Consider the following 22,526-nt stretch of genomic DNA (forward strand, 5'->3'; position numbering starts at 1 on the left):
CCGCCGGGCGTCCCTCCCCCCGTAGGGCGCCCGGCGGCCCGCTCACCGGTCCGGCTCCGGTCCGACCGGTCCAGCCGCTCGCGACCAAGGAGTGCTCGCATGACCACCACACCCACACCCGTCACCGCGCACGTACCGCCGCCCGCCACCGCACCGCACCCGGCGGTCCGCCCCGACCCCCTTCCCCGTGGCGGCGGCCCGTCGCTGTCCTTCGCCGCCACCGTGAACCGGGCGCTGGTCCACCGCGACGCGCTCGGCGAGGTCTTCGTCACCGACCTGCGCCGGCGCGGCGACGCGCACTACGCGGCCGCCGCCCAATTCCCCCGCTCCCACGCCTACTTCGGCGACCACCTGCTGCGGCCGCGCACCCACGACACGATCCTGCTGCTGGAGACCGCCCGCCAGGCGACCCTGGCCGGAGCCCACGAGTTCTTCGGCATCCCGGCGCAGGACAAGTTCATCCTGACCTTCCTGCGGGTGCGCATCGACCAGCCGTCGCTGCTGGCGCTGGGCAGCACCCCGCTGGAGCTGGAGCTCGACATCACCGTCACCGACCAACGGGTGCGCGCGGGCCGGGTCGTCGGGCTGGACCACGCGATCCGGTTCCTGGTCGACGGGGTCGCCGTCGGCCACGCCGGTGTGGGTCTGCGCTTCCGCGACCCGGCCGGCTACCGGGAGATGCGGCTGCGTACCCGCGGCGGCGCGCCGCTGCCGACCACGGCGTCGCTGGACCCGAAGGGGTCGGCGGCCGCGCCGCATCTGGTGGGCAGGACCGACCCGGAGAACGTCGTACTGCTCAGCCCCGTGGCACACGACGGTACGGCCGAGGCCGAACTGCTCGTCCCGGCACGGCACCCCAGCATGTTCGACCACCCGCAGGACCACCTGCCCGGCATGGTGCTCGCCGAAGCCGCCCGGCAGCTCGCCCACTTCACCGCGCTCAGCAGCGGATTCGCCTCCGGCAGCGCCCTCGCCCTGGCCGAACTCAACGTCACCTTCGCGAAGTTCGGCGAACTCGAACCGGCCACGGTCCTCACCGCGGTCCCGGGCCCACGGCAACCCGCTGGGGTCGAACTGGAGTCCACCACCGCCGGAACCGCCCTCGCGCTGCTTCCCGTGACGGTGGAAGCGCTGCAGGACGGGGAGCCGATCGCCCGCTTCTCCCTCTCGCTGGCCCACATATCCGGCTGAGACCGGCCCGCGACAAGGAGGGAGACCAGGTGCGACCCACCGCGGGTGCGTTCTTCGACGTGGACGAGACTCTCGTCCGGGTGAAGAGCATGTTCCACTTTCTCGAATTCTATCTCCGCGAACGCGGAGAACCCGAGGGCACGTACGAGAAACTGATCGCCGAAATACGCGCCGCGGCGGAACAGGGCGCGTCCCGGCAGGAAATCAATCGATCCTACTACCGGCTGTACGCGGGAGAGCGCGCCGAACGCGTCGCCGCGGGCGGCCGGGCGTGGTTCGCCCACCATCTCGAACAGGACCTGTTCATCCCCGAGACCCTCGGCGAACTGCGGCAGGCACAGGTCCGCGACGAGGCCGTCGTCCTCGTCTCCGGCTCGTTCTTCGCCTGCCTCGACCCCATCGCCGCCCACGTCGGCGCGCGCTGGGCGTTCGGCACCCGGCCCGTGATCCGCGGCGGTGAACTCACCGGCGAGGTCGTCATCCCGCTCATCGGCCCGACCAAGGGCAGAACCGCCCAGGTGGCCGCCGCGGTCCGCGGCCTGGACCTCGCCCGCAGCAGCGCCTACGGCGACCACTCCAGCGACCTGCCGCTGCTGAGCAGCGTCGGGAACCCGGTGGTCGTGGGCACGGACCCCGTGCTGGTCGCGCACGCCGCCGCCGCGGGCTGGCGACGGCTGCTGCCCGCGTCCGCGCACCACCGACAGCCGTGACAAACAGTGACAACCTTCAGGAGGAGACCGTGCCATCCATCGGCATCGTGGGCACCGGTGCGTACTTGCCTGAGAACGTCGTCAGCAACGAGGAGATCGCGGCCGGCGCGGGGGTGACCGCGGGGTGGATCCTGGAGAAGACCGGCATCGCCCGCCGGCATCGCGCGGCCCCCCATCAGGCGACCTCCGACCTCGCGGCACACGCCGCCCGGCGGGCGCTCGCCCAGGCCGGGCTGAGCGCCGACCAGCTCGCCTTCGTCGTGGTCGCCACCTCGACACCCGACCAGCCGCAACCCGCCACCGCGAGCATCGTCCAGCACCTGATCGGCGCCACCCGCGCGGCGGCCTTCGACGTCAACGCCGTGTGCAGCGGCTTCCTGTACGGGCTGACCATCGGCACCCGGCTGCTCAGCGGCGACGCCGACCCGGCGGCACCGTACGGACTGGTCATCGGCGCCGACATCTACTCCCGGATCCTGGACTACTCCGACCGCCGCACCGCGGTGCTCTTCGGCGACGGCGCCGGTGCGGTGCTGCTGGGTCCCGTCCCCGCGGGGCTTGGCATCGTCGAGACCGCGCTGACCGGCCACGGCGACCAGCACCACCTCATCGGGGTTCCCGCCGGGGGCAGCCGGGCCCCGGCGTCGCCGCAGACGCTCGCGGCGGGCGAGCACTTCTTCCGGATGGACGGCCGGGCGGTACGCGCGTTCGTCCACGACGAGCTGCCCGCCGCGGTGGGCGGCCTGCTGCACCGGGCGGGAGTGGCCCCCGCGCAGGTCAAGCACTTCGTGCCGCACCAGGCCAACGGCGTGATGCTCGCGGACGTCTGGCCCGACCTCGGCCTGGTCGGCTCCGCGCTGCACCTGACCGTGGACCGGCATGCCAACACCGGCGCCGCGTCGGTGGCGATCACGCTGGACGAGGTCCACCGGCGCGGCGTCGTGGACCGCGGCGACCTGGTGCTACTGGCCGGCTTCGGCGGCGGCATGAACATCGGCGCCGCCCTGCTGCGCTGGGCCCTCGACCGCCCGGCCACCGCGCTCTCCCGCTCCGGCGGCCGGACCGCGGCCACGGCCGTACTCATCGACTCCGCGACCGGCTGACCACCTGGCCGCACCCCGCGCCCCGCGCCCGCGCCCCGGCACACCCAGACGGCTCCGCCGCCCTTCGCCACCCGGCGACCGGTGGAGGAGCCGTTTGCCGTGGAAAAGCGAAACATCGCGGAAACAATAAAGCGCGCGCTTCCATTTTCCTTTTCAATCAACGGAATTCGCCCTTCCGGGCACCCCGGTAAAGAGTTCGTCTCGAGTTGTCGTCAGCGGCAAAATCGGCCACAAGTTATGTACTATTGGCCTATTCGAAGTGTTAGTTGGGGGATACGTTGTTTCAGCTACTGAACATACCTTCGGCTCCACGTGTGCTCTTCGAGAGCACGGTCAATCGCGCCCTGGTGCACCGCTCCGCCGTCTCGGAGGTCCTGCTGACCGACTGGCACTCCGTCGGCAGCCACGACTTCCTCCTCGGCGCGCAGTGGCCCCGGGGACACAGCTTCTACCTCCCCATCGGCGGCCGGTGGTTCGACCCGCTGCTGATGGCCGAGACGGTCCGCCAGGCCGGACTGCTCATCGCGCACAGCGCTTTCGGCGTCCCGCTCGACGCGCAGTTCCTCCTGGAGGACCTCAACTACTACGTCGACCCCGCCGGGCTCGCGCACGACGGCGCCCCGGCCAACCTGTCGCTGATGCTCGCCTGCAGCGACGTCCGCTCCCGCCGCTCGACCATCGCCGGCATGCGCGTGCGGGTCCACGTCCTGCGCGACGGCAGGCCGCTGGGCGTCGGGGACGGCCTGTTCAGCTGCACCTCCGCCTCCGTCTACCGCCGGCTGCGCGGTGACCGCATCGGCGCCAAGCCCCCCGCGGAGCAGTGGCTGCCGCAGCCCATCCGCCCCCGGCTGGTGGGGCGCGACCGGCTCGCGGACGTGGTGCTCGCCCCGCTGGACACGCCCGGCGCCTGGGCGGTCCGCGCCCACCCCGACCACCCGGTGCTCTTCGACCACCACGTCGACCACCTGCCGGGCATGACCCTCGTCGAGGCCATGCGCCAGGCGGCCTGTCTGGTCACCGGCTGCCCGCAGTTGCTGGTCACCGGTCTCGACGTACGGTTCACCCGCTACGTGGAGTTCGACCGGCCGTGCGTGGTGCGGGCCGAGGCGCACCGGGCCCGCCAGGAGCGCACCCGGGTGAGCGTCGTGGTGGAGCAGGACGGTGAGCCGGCGGCCACCGCGACACTGACCGTCAGAGCCGCCGGCTGAGCCGGGGCTCCGTACCGGGCACACACCTCTCGCCTGACGTTCCGGCACCGGTCCCGGCGTACACCCGGAGCGTCAGGCGATATCCGCGGCAGCCCTCGACAGGGCGTCCGTGCAGCGCGCCAGCAGCCCCAGCAGCTGCTCCCGCTCCTCGGGAGTGAACTCGGCGTCCAGCTTGCGTTCCACGGCCATCGCGGGGACGTCCGCCTTCGCCAGCAGGGCGCGCCCGCTGCGGGTGAGCCTGGCTTCGAGGATGTGGAGGTGGATGGGGTGCGGCTTGCGCTCGACCAGCCCGCGGCCTTCCAGCGTGCTGAGCACCGAGGACATGGTCTGCGGCGTGACAAGGCACCGCCGCGCCAGCCCGGCGCCGGACAGCCCCGGTTCCTCCGCCAGCACGAGCAGCACGGTGTACTGCGGAGTGCTCAGCTTGGACGGGCGCAGTGCCGCGTGCTTGGCAGCGATGAGTTCCTGCTCGGCCCGCTTCAGATGGTGGCCGAGTCGCTGATCAATAGGAACGCCCATGAGTCCCTGTATATCAGGAGTCTTAGCTGTCTATGAACCCTTGCGCGGATCGAAGCCGCGCTGACCGGCCCTTATGTCGGAATCGCCACCCTGCGCGGCCGGTCCGCCCCCTGTGGTGACGACAGGCGGCGGACCGGTGGACAGGTGTGGGTCATCCCAGGGTGAGTACGGCCTTGCCCGCCACGTGGCGCTCGCGGACCGCGTTCAGCGCCGCGTTGATGTTCTCCCAGTCGTCCTGGAGGGAGATCTCGGTCCGCAGTGTGCCCGCGGCGACCGAGCGGGCCAGCGTCGCCAGGTCGGGGCCGACCGGGGCGCCGGTGACGAACACGAAGTGCCGCAGCACCGCCTGCTCGTGGCCGCCGAAGAACTGGAAGAACGACACGGGCGTGGTCTCCCCGGAGGAGTTGCCGTAGCTGTAGACCGTGCCGCCCGGGCCGATGAGGCCCAGCGCCGCGGCGAGCGACGTGCCGCCCGCCGACTCGTAGATCACGTCGAAAGCGCCCTGCGCGGCCTCGATGGCGTCCACCACGGTGTGCGCGCCCAGGACGTCCAGGCCCTTGGCCCGCTCGGCGTTGCGCGCGACCGCCGTGACCTCGGCGCCGGCGGCGGACGCGAGCTGGACGAGGGTGCGGCCGACGCCGCCGGCCGCACCGGTGACCAGGACGCGCCGTCCGAGCAACGTGCCGGACTCGCGCACCAGCCGTAATGCGGTGAGCGCCGCTACCGGCAGGGTGGCCGCCTGGGCGAAGTCGACCTCGTCGGGAAGCACGGCGACGCAGTCGGCCGGGACGGCGATCTGCTCGGCCCAACTGCCGTCGGCCAGCGAGAGCGCGACCACACGGTCGCCCGCCGAGAAGCCGTTGGAGTCGGCGGCGACGACGCCGGCGACGTCCCAGCCAGGACGCCAACCCTCGGCGCTGCCCGGCAGGTTGAGGATCTCGCCACGGTTGATCGATATGGCCTTCACATCGATGAGCACCTCGTTGGCGGCCGCCTGCGGGGCGGGCACCTCCGAGAACGCCACACCGCCTGTGCCGGGTGTGCTGACAACTGCTCGCATGGTGATGTCCTTAGGTGAGGTAACACAGGGGGAATCGGTCAGGCATGGGGGTGCGCGGCCGGGAGGTCCCCGGCCGGAAGTGCGGCGGTCAGTTCGGTCGCTCGTCGACCGCGCCCACCAGATACGTGGCGGACAGGTCCTTGTCGCCGTGGCCCTGCTCGACCGCGCGCTGGAAGCGGGCGGCGACCGCGGCCGTCACATCGAGGCGCACACCGCTGTCGGCAGCGCCGTCCAGGATCAGCCGGGCGTCCTTGGCGGCGGTGGCCAGGCCGAAGTTGGCCGTGAAGTCACCGGAGAGCATGGCGGCCGCCTTGCCCTGGAGGTACGCGCTGTCCAGGCCGCCGCCGGCGATGGTCTCGGTGAAGATCTTCCCGTCCAGGCCGAGGCCCTCGGCGAGGGTGATCGCCTCGGCCGCGGCGGTGACCGTGGTCAGCACCCAGCTGTTGACGACCAGCTTCAGACGGGTGGCCTCGGCGGCGGCCGGGTCCTGCCCGATCCACATCACCCGTGCGGCGACCGCCTCCAGAGCGCGGGCGGCCTTGTCGCGCGCCTGGGCCGAACCGGCGGCGAAGACCAGCAACTGGCCGTTCTCCGCGGGCAGCCGGGTGCCCAGGACGGGCGCGTCGACCAGGTCCAGGCCGTGCCGTACGGCGAACTCGGCCAGCCCTTCCGCGGCGGCGACGCCCACGGTCGAGGTCTGCAGCCACACCTGACCGTCCGTCAGGCCGGGTACCGCGGCGTCCATGGCCGCCTGGACCGCGGCGCCGTCGCTCAGCATGGTGATCACCACGTCGGCGCCGCGTACCGCCTGCGCGGCGTCCGTGGCCACGAACGCGCCGGATTCCGCGAGCGGTTCGGCCCGCTCGGGGGTGCGGTTCCACACGCGTACGTGCAGGCCCGCGCGGCGCAGGCTGCGGGCCATTCCGGCGCCCATGATCCCCGTGCCGAGGACGGCGACCGTGGACGCGGCGGGCGCGCCGGCGGCGCCCACGGCGCTCACAGCACACCCTTGGCGGAATCACCCTCGTGCAGCTGGACGAAGGTCTGGATGTCCAGCGGCGATACGAGCACCTCGCCGATGACGTCGGCGAGTTGCTTCAGGTGCGGCGTGCCCAGGTGCCGCTCCAGCGACTCCTGTCCGGGCCACCGCTCGACCGCGACGAAGGTGTCCGGGTCGGTGGTGCTCTGGTGGATCGAGTAGTGCAGGCACTCGTCCTCGGCGTGGGTGGGGACGATGACGGCGCGCAGCAGCCGTTCCAGCTCGTCCCGCCTACCGGGCTTGGCAGTCGCCCGGCCGACAACAGTGATGGGGTTCACGGCCCGTCTCTCCCTTACTGGTCCAGCAGCCAAGTGCCTCCGCACCGGACTGTCACGCTCCTACCGATGCGCGCCGATCGTAGCACCATCTGATCTCTTATGGTGCTACGAGACCGCTGATCGGAAAATCCTTGACGCCTAAGCATACGACATCTTATGGTCCTCGCATATCGCACAGGCGTCGGCTTCCGTGGCGGGACTCAACGGTCCCTGAGCTGCGGCCCGTTCGGGCGGCGCCTGATCCTGACGACCCGACAAGGAGAAGCCCGTCATGCGCTACCGCTATCTCGGCGACACCGGCCTCGCCGTCTCAGAGCTCTGCTTCGGCGCCATGACCTTCGGTGGCGGGGCCTCGTTCCTGGGCGCCCCGGACCGCAACTGGTCCGAGTTCGGGACCGTGGACGACCAACACGTGTACCGGCTGATGTCGACCGCCCTGGACAGCGGCATCAACTTCTTCGACACCGCGGACGTCTACAAGAACGGCATGGGCGAGGAGTTCTTCGGCCAGACCCTCAAGAAGGTCCGCGACCAGGTGGTCATCGGCACCAAGGGCAGGTGGCGCGTCAGCGGCGACGGCCCCAACGACTTCGGCGCCACCCGCCACCACCTGTACGAGGCCGTGGAGTCGAGCCTGCGCCGTCTGCAGACGGACTACATCGACCTCTACCACATCCACGGTTTCGACCCGCGTACCTCGCTGGACGAGACGCTGCGGGTGCTGGACAACCTGATCCGCGCGGGCAAGATCCGCTACATCGGAGTCTCCAACTTCGCGGCCTGGCAGCTCATGAAGTCCCTGTCGGTCTCCGAACGGCGCAATCTGAGCCGGTTCGTCTGCTACCAGGGCTACTACAACCTGGCCGCGCGGGACCTGGAGTGGGAGATCGTCCCGCTGGCGGTGGACCAGAAGGTCGCCATCACCGCCTGGAGCCCGCTGGCCGGCGGATTCCTCACCGGCAAGTACGCCCGCGGCAAGGGCCGTCCGGCCGGCAGCCGGCTCTCCGAGGTGACCCCGGCGGAGTCCGCACCGCTCACCGACGAGGAGCGCGCGTACGACATCGTCGACGAGATGCGGCGGATCGCCGACGGCCGCGGGGTGACCATCGCCCAGGTCGCCATCAACTGGGTCCTCGCCAAGCCAGGCATCACCTCCGCGGTGATCGGCGCGACCAAGGTGCACCAACTGGAGGACAACCTCCAGGCGATGACGTGGTCGCTCACCGAGGACGAGGTGCTCAGTCTGGACAAGGTCAGCGAGACCCGGGTGCCCTACCCGTACTGGCACATCGCCACCGTCGGCGCCGACCGCAAGCTGCCGGGAGACGTCTACCCCGCGTAGGCGCCCGCTCCGGAGCCGCCTCTCCCCCGCCGCCCGGACCCCACCGCGCGGACCCCACCGCCTGGGGCCGGGCCCACGCTCGCCCTTCACGCTCCCCCGAACCGAGAAGGACCACCTCCCATGCCCTTACCCCTCTCCGGCCGGGTCGCGGTCGTCACCGGTGCCGCCAGCGGCATCGGTGCGGCCACCGCCCGGCTGCTGGCCGAACGCGGTGCCAAGGTCGCCCTGCTGGCCAGGCGCCAGGCACGGCTCGACGAGCTGGCCGACGCCGTCTCCGCGGCGGGGGGCGAGGCCATCGCCCTCCCCGTCGACGTCACCGACCCCGACGCGCTGGCCCGTGCGGCGGCCGCGGTACGCGAGCGGATCGGCACCGCCGACCTGGTCGTCGCGGCGGCGGGCAGCATGCTCACCGCGCCCTTCACCACCGGCCGCACACACGAGTGGCAGCGGATGATCGACACCAACCTGACCGGGCTGGTCGGCACCGTCCACGCCTTCACCCCCCAGCTGACGGAAGCCGCAGCGGCGGGCCGGGTCGCCGACGTGGTCACCCTCTCGTCCATCGCGTCCACCGCCATCGCCCCCAACTTCGCGCTCTACTGCGCGACCAAGGCGGCCGTCAGCCATCTGGGCCGGAATCTGCGCACCGAGTTCGGTCCGCTGGGCATCCGGATCACCACCCTCGAACCCGGCGTCGTCGACACCGAGTTGATGGAGCACCTGGACGACCCCGCGGCGAGCGACTGGCTGCAGGGGCTGATCAAGACCATCGACGTCCTCACCGCTGACGACATCGCCGAACTGGTGGCGTTCGCCGCCGCGCAACCACCGCACGTGAACCTCTCACAGATCACCGTCCTGCCCACTCAGCAGGCGTGACCGCGAACGGCACCTCCTCATGCCGTTCGCCGCCGACCCACCCAGCACACCGACAAAGGAGCACCACATGAGATTCAGCAGATCCCTCGCCCCGCTCGCCCTGGCCACCACGATCCTGCTCTCGGCCCCCGCCGCCATGGCCGCGGGCGGCGCCGGCCCGATCGCGCCGAACAAGGCCGTGGACTCCTCGGAGTACACCGTCGTCGCCGCGTACGAGCACATTCCTGCCGCGGCGGTGAACGCCGTCATCACCGCCGCGCAGAACGACGCGTACGAGTCGCTCAAGCACGAGCCCGGGACGCTCAGCGTGCACGTGGTCCCCGACCCCGTGACCACCAGCCGCCTGGTGGTCGCCGCCACCTTCAAGGACAAGCACGCCTTCGAGGTGCACGAACACGGCTGGTTCGAGCGCGGGTTCCGCGCCGTGGCCGCGCTCAAGGGCGCAAGCCGCCCGGTCACCACCATCGCGGGCACCTCTCTCACCGCCGCCACCGGCGGGAAGGAGGCCCACGAGGGCGTCGACGAGGGCGGCTCGGTCTTCACCGTCGTCGCCGAGTTCGACAACGTCCAGCCGCAGTGGCGCGACGACTTCATCGCCATCGCCCAGGCCGACGGCTACGGCTCGCTCACCGGTGAGCCCGGCACCCTCGGCTTCTTCTTCGTCCCGGACCCCGCCGACCCGACCAGGTTCGTCTTCCTGGAGACGTTCACCAGCCTGGACGCCTTCGTCGCCCACAAGCTCGACACCCCGGCGCAGGCCTATCTCGACCTGGTGGCGCGCGCGGGCATCGTCGGGCCCAAGTTCTTCGTCACCGGTTCCGACACCGGCTTCGACCAGCCGGGCGGCTACTCGGTCCCCAACCAGCGGTCGTAGCACCGGACTTGTCGGGTCCGCCTCTTCCTAAGGGGCGGCGGGCACTCGGCGGGGCGGCCCGGTCGGTCAGGGGCCGCCCCGCTCCTTTGTCCCGCAGATGTGGCACTGCTCCCGATCTCGATGAATTTGACCGTCCGAATGCGCGTTCGCTGTAGCATCGGCTCGCGCGGCGGCACCGCCCCGCGCGACCGCATTCAGCGACCGTCCCGGCCGGGTGCGGTCATCACGCCGGGGGTCAGACACATGTCCGTTGAGCGCGATCACTTACCGGGAGAACGGCCCGCCGACGGGCAACGGCGGCGTGACCACGGGTTGTTGCAGGACAAGGTCATCCTGATCACCGGCGCCAGCAGCGGCATCGGCGCCGCGGCCGCGCGGGTCTTCGCGGCCGAGGGCGCTCGCGTCGTCCTCGCCGCCCGCAGGGAACGCCAACTCGCCGACCTGGTCGAGGAGATCACGGACAAGGGCCATGACGCCATCCACCAGGTCACCGACGTCACCGACTCCGGCGACGTCGCCCGCGCGGTCGAAGCGGCCGTCGCACGCCACGGACGGCTCGACGGCGCCTTCAACAACGCGGGCTTCGGCGTCGAACAGCGCCCGCTGCACCTCATGGACGACGACATCTACGACGCCGTCATGGACGTCAACGTACGCGGTGTCTGGAACTGCCTCCGCCACGAGATCACCGCGATGCTCGCCACCGGCGGCGGCGCCATCGTCAACACCAGCAGCGTCGGCGGCCTCATGGCCACACCGGTCGCGGCCCCCTACGTGGCCTCCAAGCACGCCGTCCTGGGCCTGACCAGAGCGGCGGCCAACGAATACGGCGACCAGGGCATCCGTGTCAACGCCCTCGCCCCTGGCACCACCAGGACCGAGATGATCGACACCTGGCTCTCCCTGCGCCCCGACATCGAACAGGTCCTCCACGCCGCGACCCCCCAACCCCGCACCGCCGCGCCCGAGGAGATCGCCGAGGCCGCCGCCTGGCTCCTCAGCGACCGCGCCTCTTTCGTCACGGGCGCGACGCTTCCGGTGGACGGGGGGTACACGATCCGCAAGTAGCGGGTTCCGCGGGGGCGGGCGGAACAGGGGGAGCCGCCCCGGACGCATGGCATCCGGGGCGGTCCACGCTGTCACGGTGACCGTCAGGTGTAGATGGTCTGGGTGGAGGTGCCGGCGCTCGCCTGGTACCAGGTGCCGTTCACCAGGTATTGCATCGTGATCGCTTCGGGCAGGTCCAGCCAGTCGCAGTTCGCCGTGCTCTGGCCGGTGCCGGCGACGATGTTTCCGTCGCGCCAGTAGTAGGCGCTGCCGGAGGGGGAGTACACGCTGCAGTGGGTGTGCGAACGGAACGGCCGGTTGCAGACGTTGCCGGTGACGTACACCGTCCCGCCGACGACCCCGGCGTTCGCGTGGTAGGTGATGGGGCAATGGCTGCCGACCTCCGCGTGGGCCGCGGGTGCCAGTGTCGCGCTCAGGCCGGCGGCCAGCAGGATGCCGGTCGCTCCGAGAGTCGCGGTTCTTCGTAGTGCCCTCAGCATGTCGGTTCCCTTCTTCCTCGGGTAGGGATGAGAGCCCGGACACCTTGTCCGGGGGTCAGGTCCACGTGGTGCCACCGGCGCGCATCTCGTACCAGGTGCCGTTCACCAGGTACTGGTAGTCGCCCACGATGGGAGAGTCGAACGGCGGGTCGCAGACGCCCTTGCTGCTTCCGGTGCCGGCGACGATGTTTCCGTTGCGCCAGTACGCGACGCCGGTCTGCCCCAGCTGCGCGCAGCCGATGTGCGCGCGCACCGGACGGTTGCAGGGGTTCGCGGTGAAGTTGACGGTCCCGGACTGGTTGCCCGGGGTGTAGGTGGCCGTGGTGATGGGGCAGTAGCCTCCGACCTCCGCACTGGCGGTCGGGGCGAACGCCACTGCCATTCCCGCGGCCAGTAGCGTGCCGGACAGCACGGCCGAAACGGTGCCCTTGGTTGCTCGGGGCATGGTGGTGGTCCTCTCCGTGGTGCCGCCCTCCGCGTCTCGGGTCATGTCGCGGCGGGCTGGTCGACTTGCAGAAAGAGGTGGACGTAGGTGGCGTCGAAGCCTTGCGAGCACGCGAACGTCGCGGTCGCGACGCGGATCTCGTCGGTCTTGAACTTCTGGTAGGCCGGGTCCTTCGCGGACGCCGCTGCCAGGTCGGCGATCGAACCGGTCCCTCCCGCGCTGCTCTTGAGAGAGGCCAGGACACCGGCGTACCGCGCGCGCAGCGAGGTGATCAGCCCGAGGCGGCTGGACGCGTCGACGCCGTGCGCGGCGGCGCAGGACTTCCACTTCTGCGCCGCGGTGCGGTACGCGGCCTGTTGGTGTATCCGGTCGTCGACTTCCGTGTAGCGGTCGTTGCCGGGCTTGATCCCGAACTCGGCCTCCGCGGTCGTGTCCGCCCGATCCGAACAGGATGCCTGCCTGCCGCGGTACGCGCTGTTGGAGTTGTCGTTCGTGCCGGCGCCGCCGGCGTTGCCCGCGCTGCCCGCCTGGTCCTTGGCGAACGCGGGCCACGAGGAGATGCCGAATCCCCGCTGCCGTGCGTAGGCCAGGCTCGTGAAGTCCGTACGGGTGGAGGTGTCGACGAGGGCGTGCGGATCCTTGGGCGTGTAGCTCAGCCCCGCCTGCCGCATGCACTGGGCGATCAGCGATTCCTCCCGGGCTGCCATATCCAGATCGAACTGGATGGCCTCGCTGACCGGAGCCGCTCCGGCGAGGATCAGCGTCAACTGCCGCGCCCGTGCGGATTCCGCGGGGTCGTGCGATCCCCGGGCGGGGAGTGCGAGCCAGCCCGCGCCGGCCGTGACCGCCGCCGCGATGCCGACGGCGATGATGCGGACTCTCATCCGAGACCTCCGTCCCGTTCTCGCGCCGTCAGGGGCCGTCGTAGTGGACTCCGACGCCGACGAGACCACGGTCGTACGTGCCGTTGTTGGCGCAGTCGTAGTGCGAGGTGTGACCGTCACGGGGGTAGGCGATGATCGTCGACTCGTACCACTGCTCGCCGCCGTCACGGCGCATGCACAGGGCCAGGTCCTGGATCCCGGGGCCGTAACCGCCCCACCAGGTGGAGTCGCAGCGCTGGGTCCACCCCATGTTGGTCACCAGCGACTGCAGGTTGCCGTCGCCCAGGGTGAAGTCGGACTCGCCGTTCACCCCGCAGTGCGCCCCGGCGAACGTGGAGTAGATGAGCGCGTCCCCGGCCACGGGTGAGTACGCGCTGGCGGTGGTCGTCGTGCCCGCCACGGCGAGCGAAGCGCCCAGCGCCGCAGCGAGCAACGCTCTCTTTCTTGTGATCTTCATGCTGGTCCTCTCGGGAGTGGGTGGTCCTGCGGTGCGCGTCAGCGCCGAACCGGCTGAACGCACGCGCAGACGCTACGAACACATGTCCGTTGGCTGTCCTAGATCCGTCCTTGTGCGAGGTCAGGCGCTCTGGCGGTCCGCTGCCGGGCCCCTGCGGAAGGCTCACGGAGCTTGCGTGGAGATCGAGATGACGGTCCAATGCTGGACGTGACTGCTGCTGATGGGCGCGACCCCGAAGAGCCCGACACCGAGGCCGGAGAAGTGGCGAACCCTCTTGAGGAGCTGTCACTCGACCAGCTCCGTCTGCGCAAGAGCATGAAGTGGCGCGCCCATCCCTCGGACGTGCTTCCGTTGTGGGTGGCGGAGATGGATGTCCCGCTCGCGCCTGCCATCGCCCGGGCACTGTGCGAGGCCGTGGAGACCGGCGACACCGGATATCCGGCGGGAACCGAATTCGCCGAGTCCCTGGCCGCCTTCGCCGCACGGCGCTGGCAGTGGGACGGGGTGGCGGTCGACCGCGTGGCCATGATCCCGGACGTGATGATGGGTGCCGTCCAGGTGCTACGGCTGGTCACCGGCCCCGGCGACCCTGTCGTCGTCAACGCGCCGGTCTACGCCCCGTTCTACGCCTTCGTCACCCATGACGACCGCCGGATCCTGGAAGCTCCCCTCGGCCCGGATCTGCGCATCAGCCTGGAGACGCTGGAGGAGACGTTCCGGAGTGCCCGGGAGCGGAGTGGCAAGGGCAAGGTCGCCTACCTCCTCAGCAACCCGCACAACCCGACCGGCACTGTGCACACCCGCGAGGAACTCACCGCGGTGGCCGCACTGGCCCGCCGATACGGGGTCCGGGTCGTCGCGGACGAGGTGCACGCCCCGCTGGTGCTGCCGGGCGCCACGTTCACCCCGTATCTGAGCGTCGACGGCGCCGAGGACGCCTTCTCGCTGATGTCGGCGACCAAGGGCTGGAACCTCGCCGGAATCAAGGCGGCACTGGCCGTCGCGGGACCGGAGGCGGCCGCGGATCTGCGCCGGATGCCGGAGGAGGTGCACCACGGCGCCAGTCACCTGGGCGCCATCGCCCACACGGCGGCCTACCGCGACGGGGACCGGTGGCTCGACGCGCTGCTGGCCGGGCTCGACGCCAACCGCACCCTGCTGGGCGAGCTCATCGCCGAACACCTCCCCGGCGTCGGGTACTTCCGGCCGGAGGGAACCTATCTCGCCTGGCTCGACTGCCGTCCCCTCGGCCTCGCCGCCGAGGACGGCTCCGCCGACCTCGCCGTCGTCAGCGATATCGCCGGTCCCGCGAAGGTGTTCCTGGAACAGGCCAAGGTGGCGCTCTCCTCGGGCCACATCTTCGGCACCGGTGGAGCGGGGCATGTCCGGCTGAACTTCGCCACGTCCCGGTCCGTCCTCACCGAAGCGGTCACCCGTATGGGACGCACCGCCGCCCTCCACCGAAGGTAGGTGCCTCCCGCGTCCGAGGGCAGTCCGGCCGCTCGCGCCCTCAGCGCAGCAGCGTGTCCAGGAACGGGCTGGACAGCACATGGTGGGGGTCCAGCCGGTCGAGCGTCGCGACCGCCTCGTCCCAGCCCGGACCGCCCCCGGCGCGCTGGCTGGCGGGTATCGCGCCGGTGAGGACGTCCGGGTCGGACCACGCGGCGGTGTCGGTGTAGGCCCAGCCCTTGGACCACTCCACCCGCACCGTCGCCCGGTCCCCGTCCAGGGCGAGGAGGAACTGCTCGATGTCGCGGTAGAAACGGTGCAGGGCGGGGGTGGTCGGCAGGGAGAGGATGTCGATCCACACGGCGGTGTCGACGTCCGGCCGGTCGGGACGCGGCCGCAGCGCGGACAGCAGCGGGGGCCGCGCGCCCGGGACGCCGCACACAGCCGGGTCCTCCAGGCCGGTCACCCGGATCTCCACCTGGCCGTTGACCGGGTACTCGCCGCGGGCCGCGTACTGCGCGAGCAGGGTGCGGTAGAAGTCCGCGAACTGGCTGACCACCCACTGCAGATCGGCGCGGCGGGTGAGGACGGCGTAGCCGTTGGCGGTCTCCCGCAAGGTGGTGGGCCGCACATACTCCAGCAGGTTGCGGGAGGCGCCCCACAGGTCCGAGCGCAGTCCGTCCGCCAGCAGGTGGGCGAGTACGTTGTCGGTCAGCACGTCCCGGACGGCCGAGCCGGACAGCAGGACGTCGGTGATGTCGCCGGTCAACGCGACCTTGGCCAGCAGGTACTGGACCTGTCCGAACAGCGGCGCACTCGCCCAGGCCCCCGAGACCAGGTCCCCGGCCAGCCGGGCCACGGGCTCGGGGATGGAGTCGGAGAAGGGGTAGTTGTACGGTGCGGTCACCGCGCGGGCGGTGAGCGGCCGGTTCGGGGTGACCTTCCAGGTCTTGAGCCAGGGATTGTTGGTGAAAGCGAACCAGATCGCCTCCACCCGGCCGGTGCTGTCCACGAAGCTCGCCAGGGTCCGCGTGCCGGCCGGGGCACCCGGGGCGGCGAACAGCTCCGTGGCGGGGATGTCCAGCGTGGACGTGCAGCGCAGGTTGCCGTCCGCGCCCACCCGCAGGACGGCCTCGGTGACGAACGACCGGCCGAGGTGGGTGAGGAGCGCGTCGCAGTCGGGCTCGGCCCGGCCGACGGTGCGCAGCGCGTATCTGCCCGCGGACTCGTCCCAGACCACGGCCGTCAGTTCCGTGACCAGGTTGCTCAGCGAGCCGTAGCCGTGGCCGGGTGACGGGCTCTCACCGACGGCGCGGGTGGCCGTACCGTGCGCGCCGATGGCGAGCGCGCCGCCGACCGAGAGATCACCCGGCGCCGGTGCGGAGGTGACGCCGTATCCGCCGGAGCCGGCGAAGGCGAGCAGCGCCTCCAACGAGGCGCCCGCCTGAACCCGGACGCGGGCCGACCCGTCGGCTGCCCGCTGCTCCAGCGACATCGCGACGAGGTGTGCGGTGGTGTCCACCAGGATCACCTGGGCGGTGGCGGGTGTCCCGTCGGCCACGGTGAGGGGCGCCCAGCCGTGCCGCTGCCCTTGCGCCCGTACCGTCCACCCGGCGCCGAATGCCCAGTTGACGACGGCGAGCACCTCCTGGGGGCTGCGCGGCGCGCAGGTCCACAGCTGGTCGGTGCTGATCTCGCCGGCCCAGTTCTCGTAGACGCGCTGATAGACGTCGAGCCCGGCCGGCAGTCCCGGCGGCGGGGCCGAGGCCGCGTAGGCGCTGCCCGGCCGGACCAGCCCGCGCAGCAGCCACACCGCACCGCCCGCGGCCGCCGACGACGCGAGCAGCCTGCGCCGCGACACACCGCCCTGTTGTGAAAGATCGTCCGTCATCCCCGCCACCCCTCCCCCATGCCCCATCCCCACCGAACCACCCCGTACGTCCGGTCCCACTCGCACCTTACCCAGGGACGAGACCACCACCGTCGTACGTGCGCTCGATTCACGAGATCGAGTGAACCCGCCCGTCCGCGCGTCGCACGACGCGCCAAGGGCCAGGCGGTCGGGGACCACCCGGCCCAGCGGCGTGGACGGCAACCGCCGGGATCCCAGGCTCTCCTGGCGGAGTGCCACCGGCGCTACCGCGCCCAGCGCCCCATGGCCGGCGCGGTACCGACCAGGCATGCGAGGTCGGCGGGGAAGTCCAGCAGGGCGTAGGCGGTCAGGCGCACATGGCCTTCGAGGCAGACCAGCGTGTCCGGGCTCTCCCCGACGAGGATCAGCGGCGGGAAGCGCTCGCCGCCGGCGAACGCGTGAGCGGCGTCGACGAACGGTTCGTTGGGCACGTCGAAGGCCCGCTGTCCCGCCTCGATCCGCCTGGCCGCGTCGCTCGGCCTGCGGCTGCCGCCGGACAGTGCGACCCAGTAGGAATACTCGACGTAGCGCACTCGGGCCGCCTCGTCGCGGGACAGCAGTGCCCGGGTCCATGCGACGTCACCGGGAAAGCCCGCGAACAGGTCGCGGTCCTCGCCGTACCCGCGCGTCGCGGCGAGCAGAGCGCGACGCGCGAGGTTCGCTGCGGCGTCGCCGAGGTCGGGATGCGTCAGCAGCCGCTCGGTGTGCCCTGCCGCCACCAGACGGGAGCGCAGATTCCCGCCGAACCTGCGGCTGGACAGCTCGCCGCGCAGAAAGCAGGCGACCATCTCGTCCTCGCTGCTCTCACCGAGAATCCGCACGCCCGCCAGCATAGGTTCGCCCGCTCCGGGGAGGCCCCCGAAGGGCCTGCTGCCTGCGACACGGCAGGTCAGAGGCCATGCGAGCGGTAGGGCGCCGGGCTCCGGGTGGTCGCGGCGGGTCGTCAGCCCGCGGTCGTGGTCTTGATCAGCGGCGTGTCCCGCGAGAGTTCCCGGAACCCGAGGCCGTGGTAGAGGGCGCGTGCCGCGCGGTGGCCCGGGGCGCCCAGGCAGACGACCGTCGCGTGGACGGCCCCGGCGGAGCGTGCCAGACGCATTCCGTGGAGAATCATCGCGCGTGCCAGGCCGAGCCTGCGGTAGTCGGGATGGGTTCCGACGGGCTCGAACTCGACGGTCCTGTTCGCTTCGTCGAACCACATGATCGTCGATGCTGCCATGGTCCCGTCCGGCGCCTCCACCAGGACGTGCAGGTCGCCGCGGTAGGCGTCAGTCCGCCGGACGTCCTCGTAGCTCCTTGCCGTGTACGACGAGGGGGACCAGGCGCTCAGGTGGGCCTGGAGCACGGCCTCGGGCCCCGCCTCCTCGGCGGTGCGGAACCGGAAGCCGGCCGCCAGTGCCGGCTGCTCCACGTCGGTGAGGTCGCGCTGGTTGAGCTGGGTCCAGCCACCGGTGTCACCGAGTTCCGCCACGTCGCTCACATAGCCGTGCGCCGCCCAGCGCTTCAGGGCGAACTCCTCGGCGTCCGTGGGAAGCACCGTGCGCTCCAGTCCGGCCGCCACGCCGTCGTACCACTCGATGACTTCATCGACCAGTTCGGTGTGACCGGGATGGACCTGATAGCTCAGGAAGGCACCGGTGACGTCCTTGACCGACCCGTCATCACGCCTCACCCGGCGCGGAAGAGAGACCCAGCCCCACGCCACCAGTTCGTCTCCGGCGAACCACAGCCGACGCCGCCAGGTCTCCCTGTAGAGGGAACATCCCTGGCCCCAGATCCAGGCCAGCTCCCCGTACGACGCCCCGGCGCTGATCATGTCCGGGCGGAGGGCGGTGACGCGCTGCGCCAGCCCCTGCATGAGCGGTACGTCCGCGGCGGTCATGCGCTCGAAGTCCGTCATGGTGGGCCACTGTGCCAGGACTCCGCCCGGCCGTCGATCGATTTCCGGGGCATCTGACGAGGCCACCTTGCACCGGGCCGCCCTCCGCTCCAGGGGCCTGGAGCACGGTGGTTGACGGTCAGCTGTCGCCGACCTTGTCCGTGCCACGAGTGTGACGGTCGCCCGCTGTCGCCCCGGCCGCACTCACACATCGCGGCCTCTGGTCGGCGGTCAGCAGCCCTTTGCCGGACCCGGATGGGAGGGCTGCTCACCGTCAGGGCCCATGGGAAGGCGGCGCGAGCGTTGGAGCTGCTCGCGCCGCCGGGTGGGTGGGGGTCAGGCCAGGCGCCACTGCTGGTTGGCGCCGCCGTTGCAGCCCCAGAGCTCGAGCTGGGTGCCGTTGACGTTGCCTGCGGGTTGGTCGCCGCCGGTGACGTCGAGGCAGAGGCCGGACTGGACTCCGGTGACCGTGCCGTCGGGGTTCAGGCGCCACTGCTGGTTGGTGCCGCCGTTGCACGTCCACAGCTCGGCCTTGGTGCCGGCGGTGGTGCCACCTCCGGTGGCGTCGAGGCACTGGGTGCTGTTGTAGAGCCGCAGTTCACCGGCCGCGGTGAGGGTGACCTGCTGGTTGGCGCCGCCGTTGCAGTCCCAGATCTCGATCTTGGTGCCGGGGGTGGTCTGGTTGTTGAACGCGTCCAGGCAGCGGTTGGAGGAGGCGCCGGCCAGCGTGTGGGTGGTGCCGGTGCTGGTGGCGCTGCCGGCGGACACCCGGTACATCACGGTCCCGTGCCCGGGCACGGTGGCCGAGATCGCGCCCGAGGTGGACGTCTTCACGTGCGACCAGAGGTTGTTGAGGGTGTAGCCGCTGGACGAGCCGGGCATGCCGACCGCCGCGGCGGTGGTGGAGATGGTGGCCGCGCCGGAGTTCTCGTTGAACAGCACCACCGACACGTCGCCGTTCGCCAGCGGCTTGGCCAGTACGTCAAGGCCGCCGGAGGACGACACCTGCACGCCCTGCTTCCCGAGCGAGTCCTGGTCGACGGCGATGACGTCCCGGTTGCCGAGGATCGACGCGGTCGCGGCACTGGAGTTGGGCAGGTCGTTGCCGGTGATCAGCGGCGCGGCCATCTCCGACCAGAGACTGAACTCGCTGCGGTCCTCGGTGAAGGACATCCCGCCGTTGCCGACCTCCAGCATGTCGGGGTCGTTCCAGCCACCGGGCCCGGCGTACTGCGCGAGCTTCACGTTGGAGTGGAAGATCGACAGCATCGACCCGTAGCTGTCGTTGATGTCGCCGGTGGTGCGCCACATGTTGCCGACGCCCGAACCCCACGTCCAGACGCTGTCCACGCCCCACTCGCAGAGGCTGTAGAGGATCTTGCGGCCGCTGTTGGCGAGCGCGTCGCGCATGGTGGTGTCGCGCTGCTGCGCGGAGGTGCCGTCGTCGTTGCAGTTGTCGTACTTGAGCAGGTCGACACCCCAGGAGGCGAAGCTGTTGGCGTCGGTCTGCTCGTGGCCGAGGCTGCCGGGGTAGCCGGCGCAGGTCTTGGTGCCCGCGCTCTCGTAGATGCCCAGCTTCAGGCCCTTGCTGTGCACGTACGCGGCGGTGCCGCTGATCCCGTCGGGGAACTTGACGGGGTCCGGTACGAGGTGGCCGCCGCTGTCGCGGCTTCCCGCCATCCAGCAGTCGTCGATGTCGACATACGTGTACCCGGCCGCCGCCAGGCCCGAGGAGACCATGTAGTCCGCGACGGACTCGACCTTCTGCTCGGTGACGTTGCAGCCGAACTTGTTCCAACTGTTCCAGCCCATCGGCGGCGTCAGCGCCAGACCGTTGGAGAGCGCACTGGCCTGCGGGGCGGCGCCCAGAGCCCAGGCCGCCGACGCGGTGAGCAGGGCCAGGACGGTGCCGACGGACGTACCGGCCGCCCTACGGCGGGAGGTGCCGGTGTTGCTGCCGACCGCGTCGCGGTTCGCGCGCGGTCTGCGCATGAGGTGGAGGCGCACGGGTTCCTACTTCCAGGTGGAGGGATTGCCCGCCCGACGGGTGCACAGGGGCCGGGAGCAGGCGTGGTGACACTGCGTCAGGTCAGGGACGCAGGCGAAGAGGAGTGCGGTGAAGCATGGTGGATAAGGCGGGAAAATCTGTGTTTCTGTTTGGTTGCCAGCACACGGTGGCACCGGCCTGTTGACCCGTCAAGAGTTTTGACAGCACCCGGAGTTCGCTTGCCCGTGCTTGCACGGGACCTCGAACCAGGCATCAACGCGCAGCCAAACCATCAAGTATGCAAACTTTTCGGCAACCCGGCGGGCCGGGCGGCGCCCCGATCGTCGCGGCTCGCTCGCGACGCGACGGCTCCTCCGGCCTGGCCCTTCGTGTTGGAATGCGTTGACACGGGCAACAGTCCCCGGGGCGGGGCTCGTCGTACCCGCGCCCCTTGGTATGGTGCGCCGATGTCAGCGATCAAGAAGTTCCAGGTCACTTTTGACTGCGCGGAGCCGGAGCGCGCCGCTCGCTTCTGGTGCGAGGTGCTGGGGTACGTCGCACCGCCGCCGCCGGAGGGGTTCGCCACGTGGGACGACTTCAACGACGCGCAGCCGCCCGAGAAGCGGGACTCGTGGTTCGCGTGCAGTGATCCCTCAGGGGTGGGCCCGCGGCTCTACTTCCAGCGCGTCCCCGAGGGCAAGGTCGTCAAGAACCGGGTCCATCTCGACGTGCGGGTCGGCACCGGCCTCGTGGGGGACGAGCGCCTCGCCGCGCTCGAAGCCGAGTGCGCGCGGCTGGTGGCGCTGGGTGCGACCCATGTGCAGACGCTGTACGCCGACGAGGAGAACGAGTCGTGCATCCCGATGCTGGACATCGAGGGCAACGAGTTCTGCGTCGACTGAGGGTGCTGGCTCGCCGGGGCGGGCCTGCCCGCCTCACTTGAGGAAGAGCGCCCGCGCGAAGTCGTCCGGGCCGGCGCTCGCCTCGGCGATCAGCTGCCCGTCGGCGGACCAGATGCCCGAACGGCCGGACGTACGGTCGAAGCCACCGCCGGTCGGACCGGCGAACGCCGCCGTGGCGACCCACACCCCGTGGTCGGCGGCGACCCTACGGGCGCGCTCGCCGTGGACCTCGGCCTCGTGGTCGGCGTGCACGACCCCCGCCACGTAGCCGTCGATGCCGAGCGCGGCCGTCTTCGCGGCGTGCTCGGGGACACCGGTGTCACGGCAGACGGCGAGCCCCAGCCGCCACCCGTCCACCTCGATGACGGCGGGCTCACCGGGCACGAAACGCATCGCCTCGCTGCCGTGGAGATGGACCTTCCCGTAGGCGACGCGCGCCCCGTCCCCGTCCACCGCCAGGATGCCGATACGCGGCCCCGGCACCGGCGCCCCGACCAGAGCGAGCGTGCCGGTCCCGGCGCACGCGGCGACGATCGGAGCCAGCCGCACATCGTCCGGCGAGACCGGCGCCGCGTCCAGCTCGTACCCCGTCAACGACATCTCGGGGAACACCACGACCCGCGCGTCGGCCGCGCGAATCGCCTCCGCGTGCGCCACCGCATTCGCCGTCACGTCGTGTGCCGCGCACCTCGGTTGTGCCACCGCGATGCTCAACGACTTCGCCACGCTGTTCCCCTCTCGGCGGATCGCACGACTCACCCTATCCGTCCCCCGGACGCCCGGACCGGGGCCCCGAGCCCCCGGGGCCCCGAGCCCTGGCCAAGGACGGTGCGGCAGTGGATTCGGGACATTGAGGCGGCACGG

23 protein-coding genes are annotated in these 22,526 nt (G+C 71.2%); 10 read left to right on the forward strand and 13 right to left on the reverse strand.

Translation table 11 applies throughout. The features are described from left to right. Positions 1-99 precede the first annotated feature (99 nt). The 4 genes from AB0M29_RS04420 to AB0M29_RS04435 all read left to right on the forward strand — a co-directional run bounded on the left by AB0M29_RS04420 (position 100) and on the right by AB0M29_RS04435 (position 4,212). On the forward strand, positions 100-1,191 hold the full coding sequence (locus AB0M29_RS04420; protein ID WP_365378739.1) for a ScbA/BarX family gamma-butyrolactone biosynthesis protein: 1,092 nt from the start codon (positions 100-102) through the stop codon (positions 1,189-1,191). A 29-nt stretch (positions 1,192-1,220) separates the two neighbouring features. Next, positions 1,221-1,901 (forward strand): HAD-IB family hydrolase, encoded by a 681-nt coding sequence (locus tag AB0M29_RS04425; protein ID WP_365378742.1) that lies wholly within the window; start codon positions 1,221-1,223, stop codon positions 1,899-1,901. Positions 1,902-1,930: 29 nt separating this feature from the next. Then, positions 1,931-3,004, forward strand: a complete 1,074-nt coding sequence (locus AB0M29_RS04430) for a ketoacyl-ACP synthase III (protein WP_365378745.1) — start codon at positions 1,931-1,933, stop codon at positions 3,002-3,004. Positions 3,005-3,318: 314 nt separating this feature from the next. Further along, complete coding sequence (locus AB0M29_RS04435; protein WP_365378748.1) at positions 3,319-4,212, forward strand: ScbA/BarX family gamma-butyrolactone biosynthesis protein; 894 nt, start codon at positions 3,319-3,321, stop codon at positions 4,210-4,212. A gap of 72 nt (positions 4,213-4,284) precedes the next feature. On the opposite strand, the gene AB0M29_RS04440 is transcribed toward AB0M29_RS04435, so the two are convergent. From AB0M29_RS04440 to AB0M29_RS04455, 4 genes are all read right to left on the reverse strand, one after another. Then, positions 4,285-4,731 (reverse strand): MarR family transcriptional regulator, encoded by a 447-nt coding sequence (locus AB0M29_RS04440; RefSeq protein ID WP_365378751.1) that lies wholly within the window; start codon positions 4,729-4,731, stop codon positions 4,285-4,287. A gap of 151 nt (positions 4,732-4,882) precedes the next feature. Next, positions 4,883-5,791: a zinc-binding dehydrogenase gene (locus tag AB0M29_RS04445; RefSeq protein ID WP_365378753.1), complete on the reverse strand. Its 909-nt coding sequence runs from the start codon at positions 5,789-5,791 to the stop codon at positions 4,883-4,885. An 88-nt stretch (positions 5,792-5,879) separates the two neighbouring features. Then, positions 5,880-6,791, reverse strand: a complete 912-nt coding sequence (locus AB0M29_RS04450) for an NAD(P)-dependent oxidoreductase (protein ID WP_365378756.1) — start codon at positions 6,789-6,791, stop codon at positions 5,880-5,882. Beyond that, positions 6,788-7,108, reverse strand: coding sequence for a putative quinol monooxygenase (locus AB0M29_RS04455; RefSeq protein ID WP_365378759.1), 321 nt, complete (start codon positions 7,106-7,108; stop codon positions 6,788-6,790). The genes AB0M29_RS04450 and AB0M29_RS04455 overlap by 4 nt, the downstream gene beginning before the upstream one ends. 271 nt (positions 7,109-7,379) lie before the next feature. On the opposite strand from AB0M29_RS04455, the gene AB0M29_RS04460 reads away from it, so the two are divergent. From AB0M29_RS04460 to AB0M29_RS04475, 4 genes are all read left to right on the forward strand, one after another. Further along, on the forward strand, positions 7,380-8,450 hold the full coding sequence (locus AB0M29_RS04460) for an aldo/keto reductase (RefSeq protein WP_365378761.1): 1,071 nt from the start codon (positions 7,380-7,382) through the stop codon (positions 8,448-8,450). Positions 8,451-8,570: 120 nt separating this feature from the next. After that, complete coding sequence (locus AB0M29_RS04465; protein ID WP_365378764.1) at positions 8,571-9,329, forward strand: SDR family oxidoreductase; 759 nt, start codon at positions 8,571-8,573, stop codon at positions 9,327-9,329. A 67-nt stretch (positions 9,330-9,396) separates the two neighbouring features. After that, positions 9,397-10,203, forward strand: a complete 807-nt coding sequence (locus AB0M29_RS04470) for an antibiotic biosynthesis monooxygenase (protein ID WP_365378766.1) — start codon at positions 9,397-9,399, stop codon at positions 10,201-10,203. 315 nt (positions 10,204-10,518) lie between these two features. Then, complete coding sequence (locus AB0M29_RS04475; protein WP_365378769.1) at positions 10,519-11,271, forward strand: glucose 1-dehydrogenase; 753 nt, start codon at positions 10,519-10,521, stop codon at positions 11,269-11,271. An 83-nt stretch (positions 11,272-11,354) separates the two neighbouring features. Here the strand turns inward: AB0M29_RS04475 and AB0M29_RS04480 are convergent, their stop codons facing one another. The 4 genes from AB0M29_RS04480 to AB0M29_RS04495 are packed head-to-tail and all read right to left on the reverse strand — an operon-like array spanning position 11,355 to position 13,536. Continuing rightward, a complete protein-coding gene (locus AB0M29_RS04480) occupies positions 11,355-11,750 on the reverse strand; it encodes a hypothetical protein (protein WP_365378772.1) in 396 nt (131 codons plus the stop codon). Positions 11,751-11,805: 55 nt separating this feature from the next. Further along, a complete protein-coding gene (locus AB0M29_RS04485) occupies positions 11,806-12,195 on the reverse strand; it encodes a hypothetical protein (RefSeq protein WP_365378775.1) in 390 nt (129 codons plus the stop codon). Positions 12,196-12,236: 41 nt separating this feature from the next. Then, on the reverse strand, positions 12,237-13,079 hold the full coding sequence (locus AB0M29_RS04490; protein ID WP_365378778.1) for a hypothetical protein: 843 nt from the start codon (positions 13,077-13,079) through the stop codon (positions 12,237-12,239). A gap of 28 nt (positions 13,080-13,107) precedes the next feature. After that, a complete protein-coding gene (locus AB0M29_RS04495; RefSeq protein ID WP_365378781.1) occupies positions 13,108-13,536 on the reverse strand; it encodes a hypothetical protein in 429 nt (142 codons plus the stop codon). Between the two features lie 198 nt (positions 13,537-13,734). Between AB0M29_RS04495 and AB0M29_RS04500 the strand changes: the two genes are divergently transcribed. Then, positions 13,735-15,006 (forward strand): MalY/PatB family protein, encoded by a 1,272-nt coding sequence (locus AB0M29_RS04500; RefSeq protein ID WP_365378783.1) that lies wholly within the window; start codon positions 13,735-13,737, stop codon positions 15,004-15,006. A 40-nt stretch (positions 15,007-15,046) separates the two neighbouring features. On the opposite strand, the gene AB0M29_RS04505 is transcribed toward AB0M29_RS04500, so the two are convergent. From AB0M29_RS04505 to AB0M29_RS04520, 4 genes are all read right to left on the reverse strand, one after another. After that, positions 15,047-16,876, reverse strand: a complete 1,830-nt coding sequence (locus tag AB0M29_RS04505) for a cholesterol oxidase substrate-binding domain-containing protein (protein WP_365378786.1) — start codon at positions 16,874-16,876, stop codon at positions 15,047-15,049. Between the two features lie 245 nt (positions 16,877-17,121). Further along, on the reverse strand, positions 17,122-17,718 hold the full coding sequence (locus AB0M29_RS04510) for a hypothetical protein (protein ID WP_365378789.1): 597 nt from the start codon (positions 17,716-17,718) through the stop codon (positions 17,122-17,124). 122 nt (positions 17,719-17,840) lie between these two features. Beyond that, positions 17,841-18,794: a GNAT family N-acetyltransferase gene (locus tag AB0M29_RS04515; RefSeq protein ID WP_365378791.1), complete on the reverse strand. Its 954-nt coding sequence runs from the start codon at positions 18,792-18,794 to the stop codon at positions 17,841-17,843. Positions 18,795-19,109: 315 nt separating this feature from the next. Beyond that, entirely contained in the window at positions 19,110-20,765 is a 1,656-nt protein-coding gene (locus AB0M29_RS04520) for an alpha-galactosidase (RefSeq protein WP_365379418.1), read from the reverse strand. Positions 20,766-21,227: 462 nt separating this feature from the next. On the opposite strand from AB0M29_RS04520, the gene AB0M29_RS04525 reads away from it, so the two are divergent. Continuing rightward, a complete protein-coding gene (locus tag AB0M29_RS04525) occupies positions 21,228-21,662 on the forward strand; it encodes a VOC family protein (protein WP_365378794.1) in 435 nt (144 codons plus the stop codon). Positions 21,663-21,695: 33 nt separating this feature from the next. Here AB0M29_RS04525 and AB0M29_RS04530 read toward each other — a convergent pair whose 3' ends face one another. Then, positions 21,696-22,421, reverse strand: coding sequence for a carbon-nitrogen hydrolase family protein (locus AB0M29_RS04530; RefSeq protein WP_365378797.1), 726 nt, complete (start codon positions 22,419-22,421; stop codon positions 21,696-21,698). Positions 22,422-22,526: the final 105 nt, after the last annotated feature.

The sequence above is a fragment of the Streptomyces sp. NPDC051976 genome, from assembly GCF_040680795.1.
Lineage (GTDB): Bacteria > Actinomycetota > Actinomycetes > Streptomycetales > Streptomycetaceae > Actinacidiphila.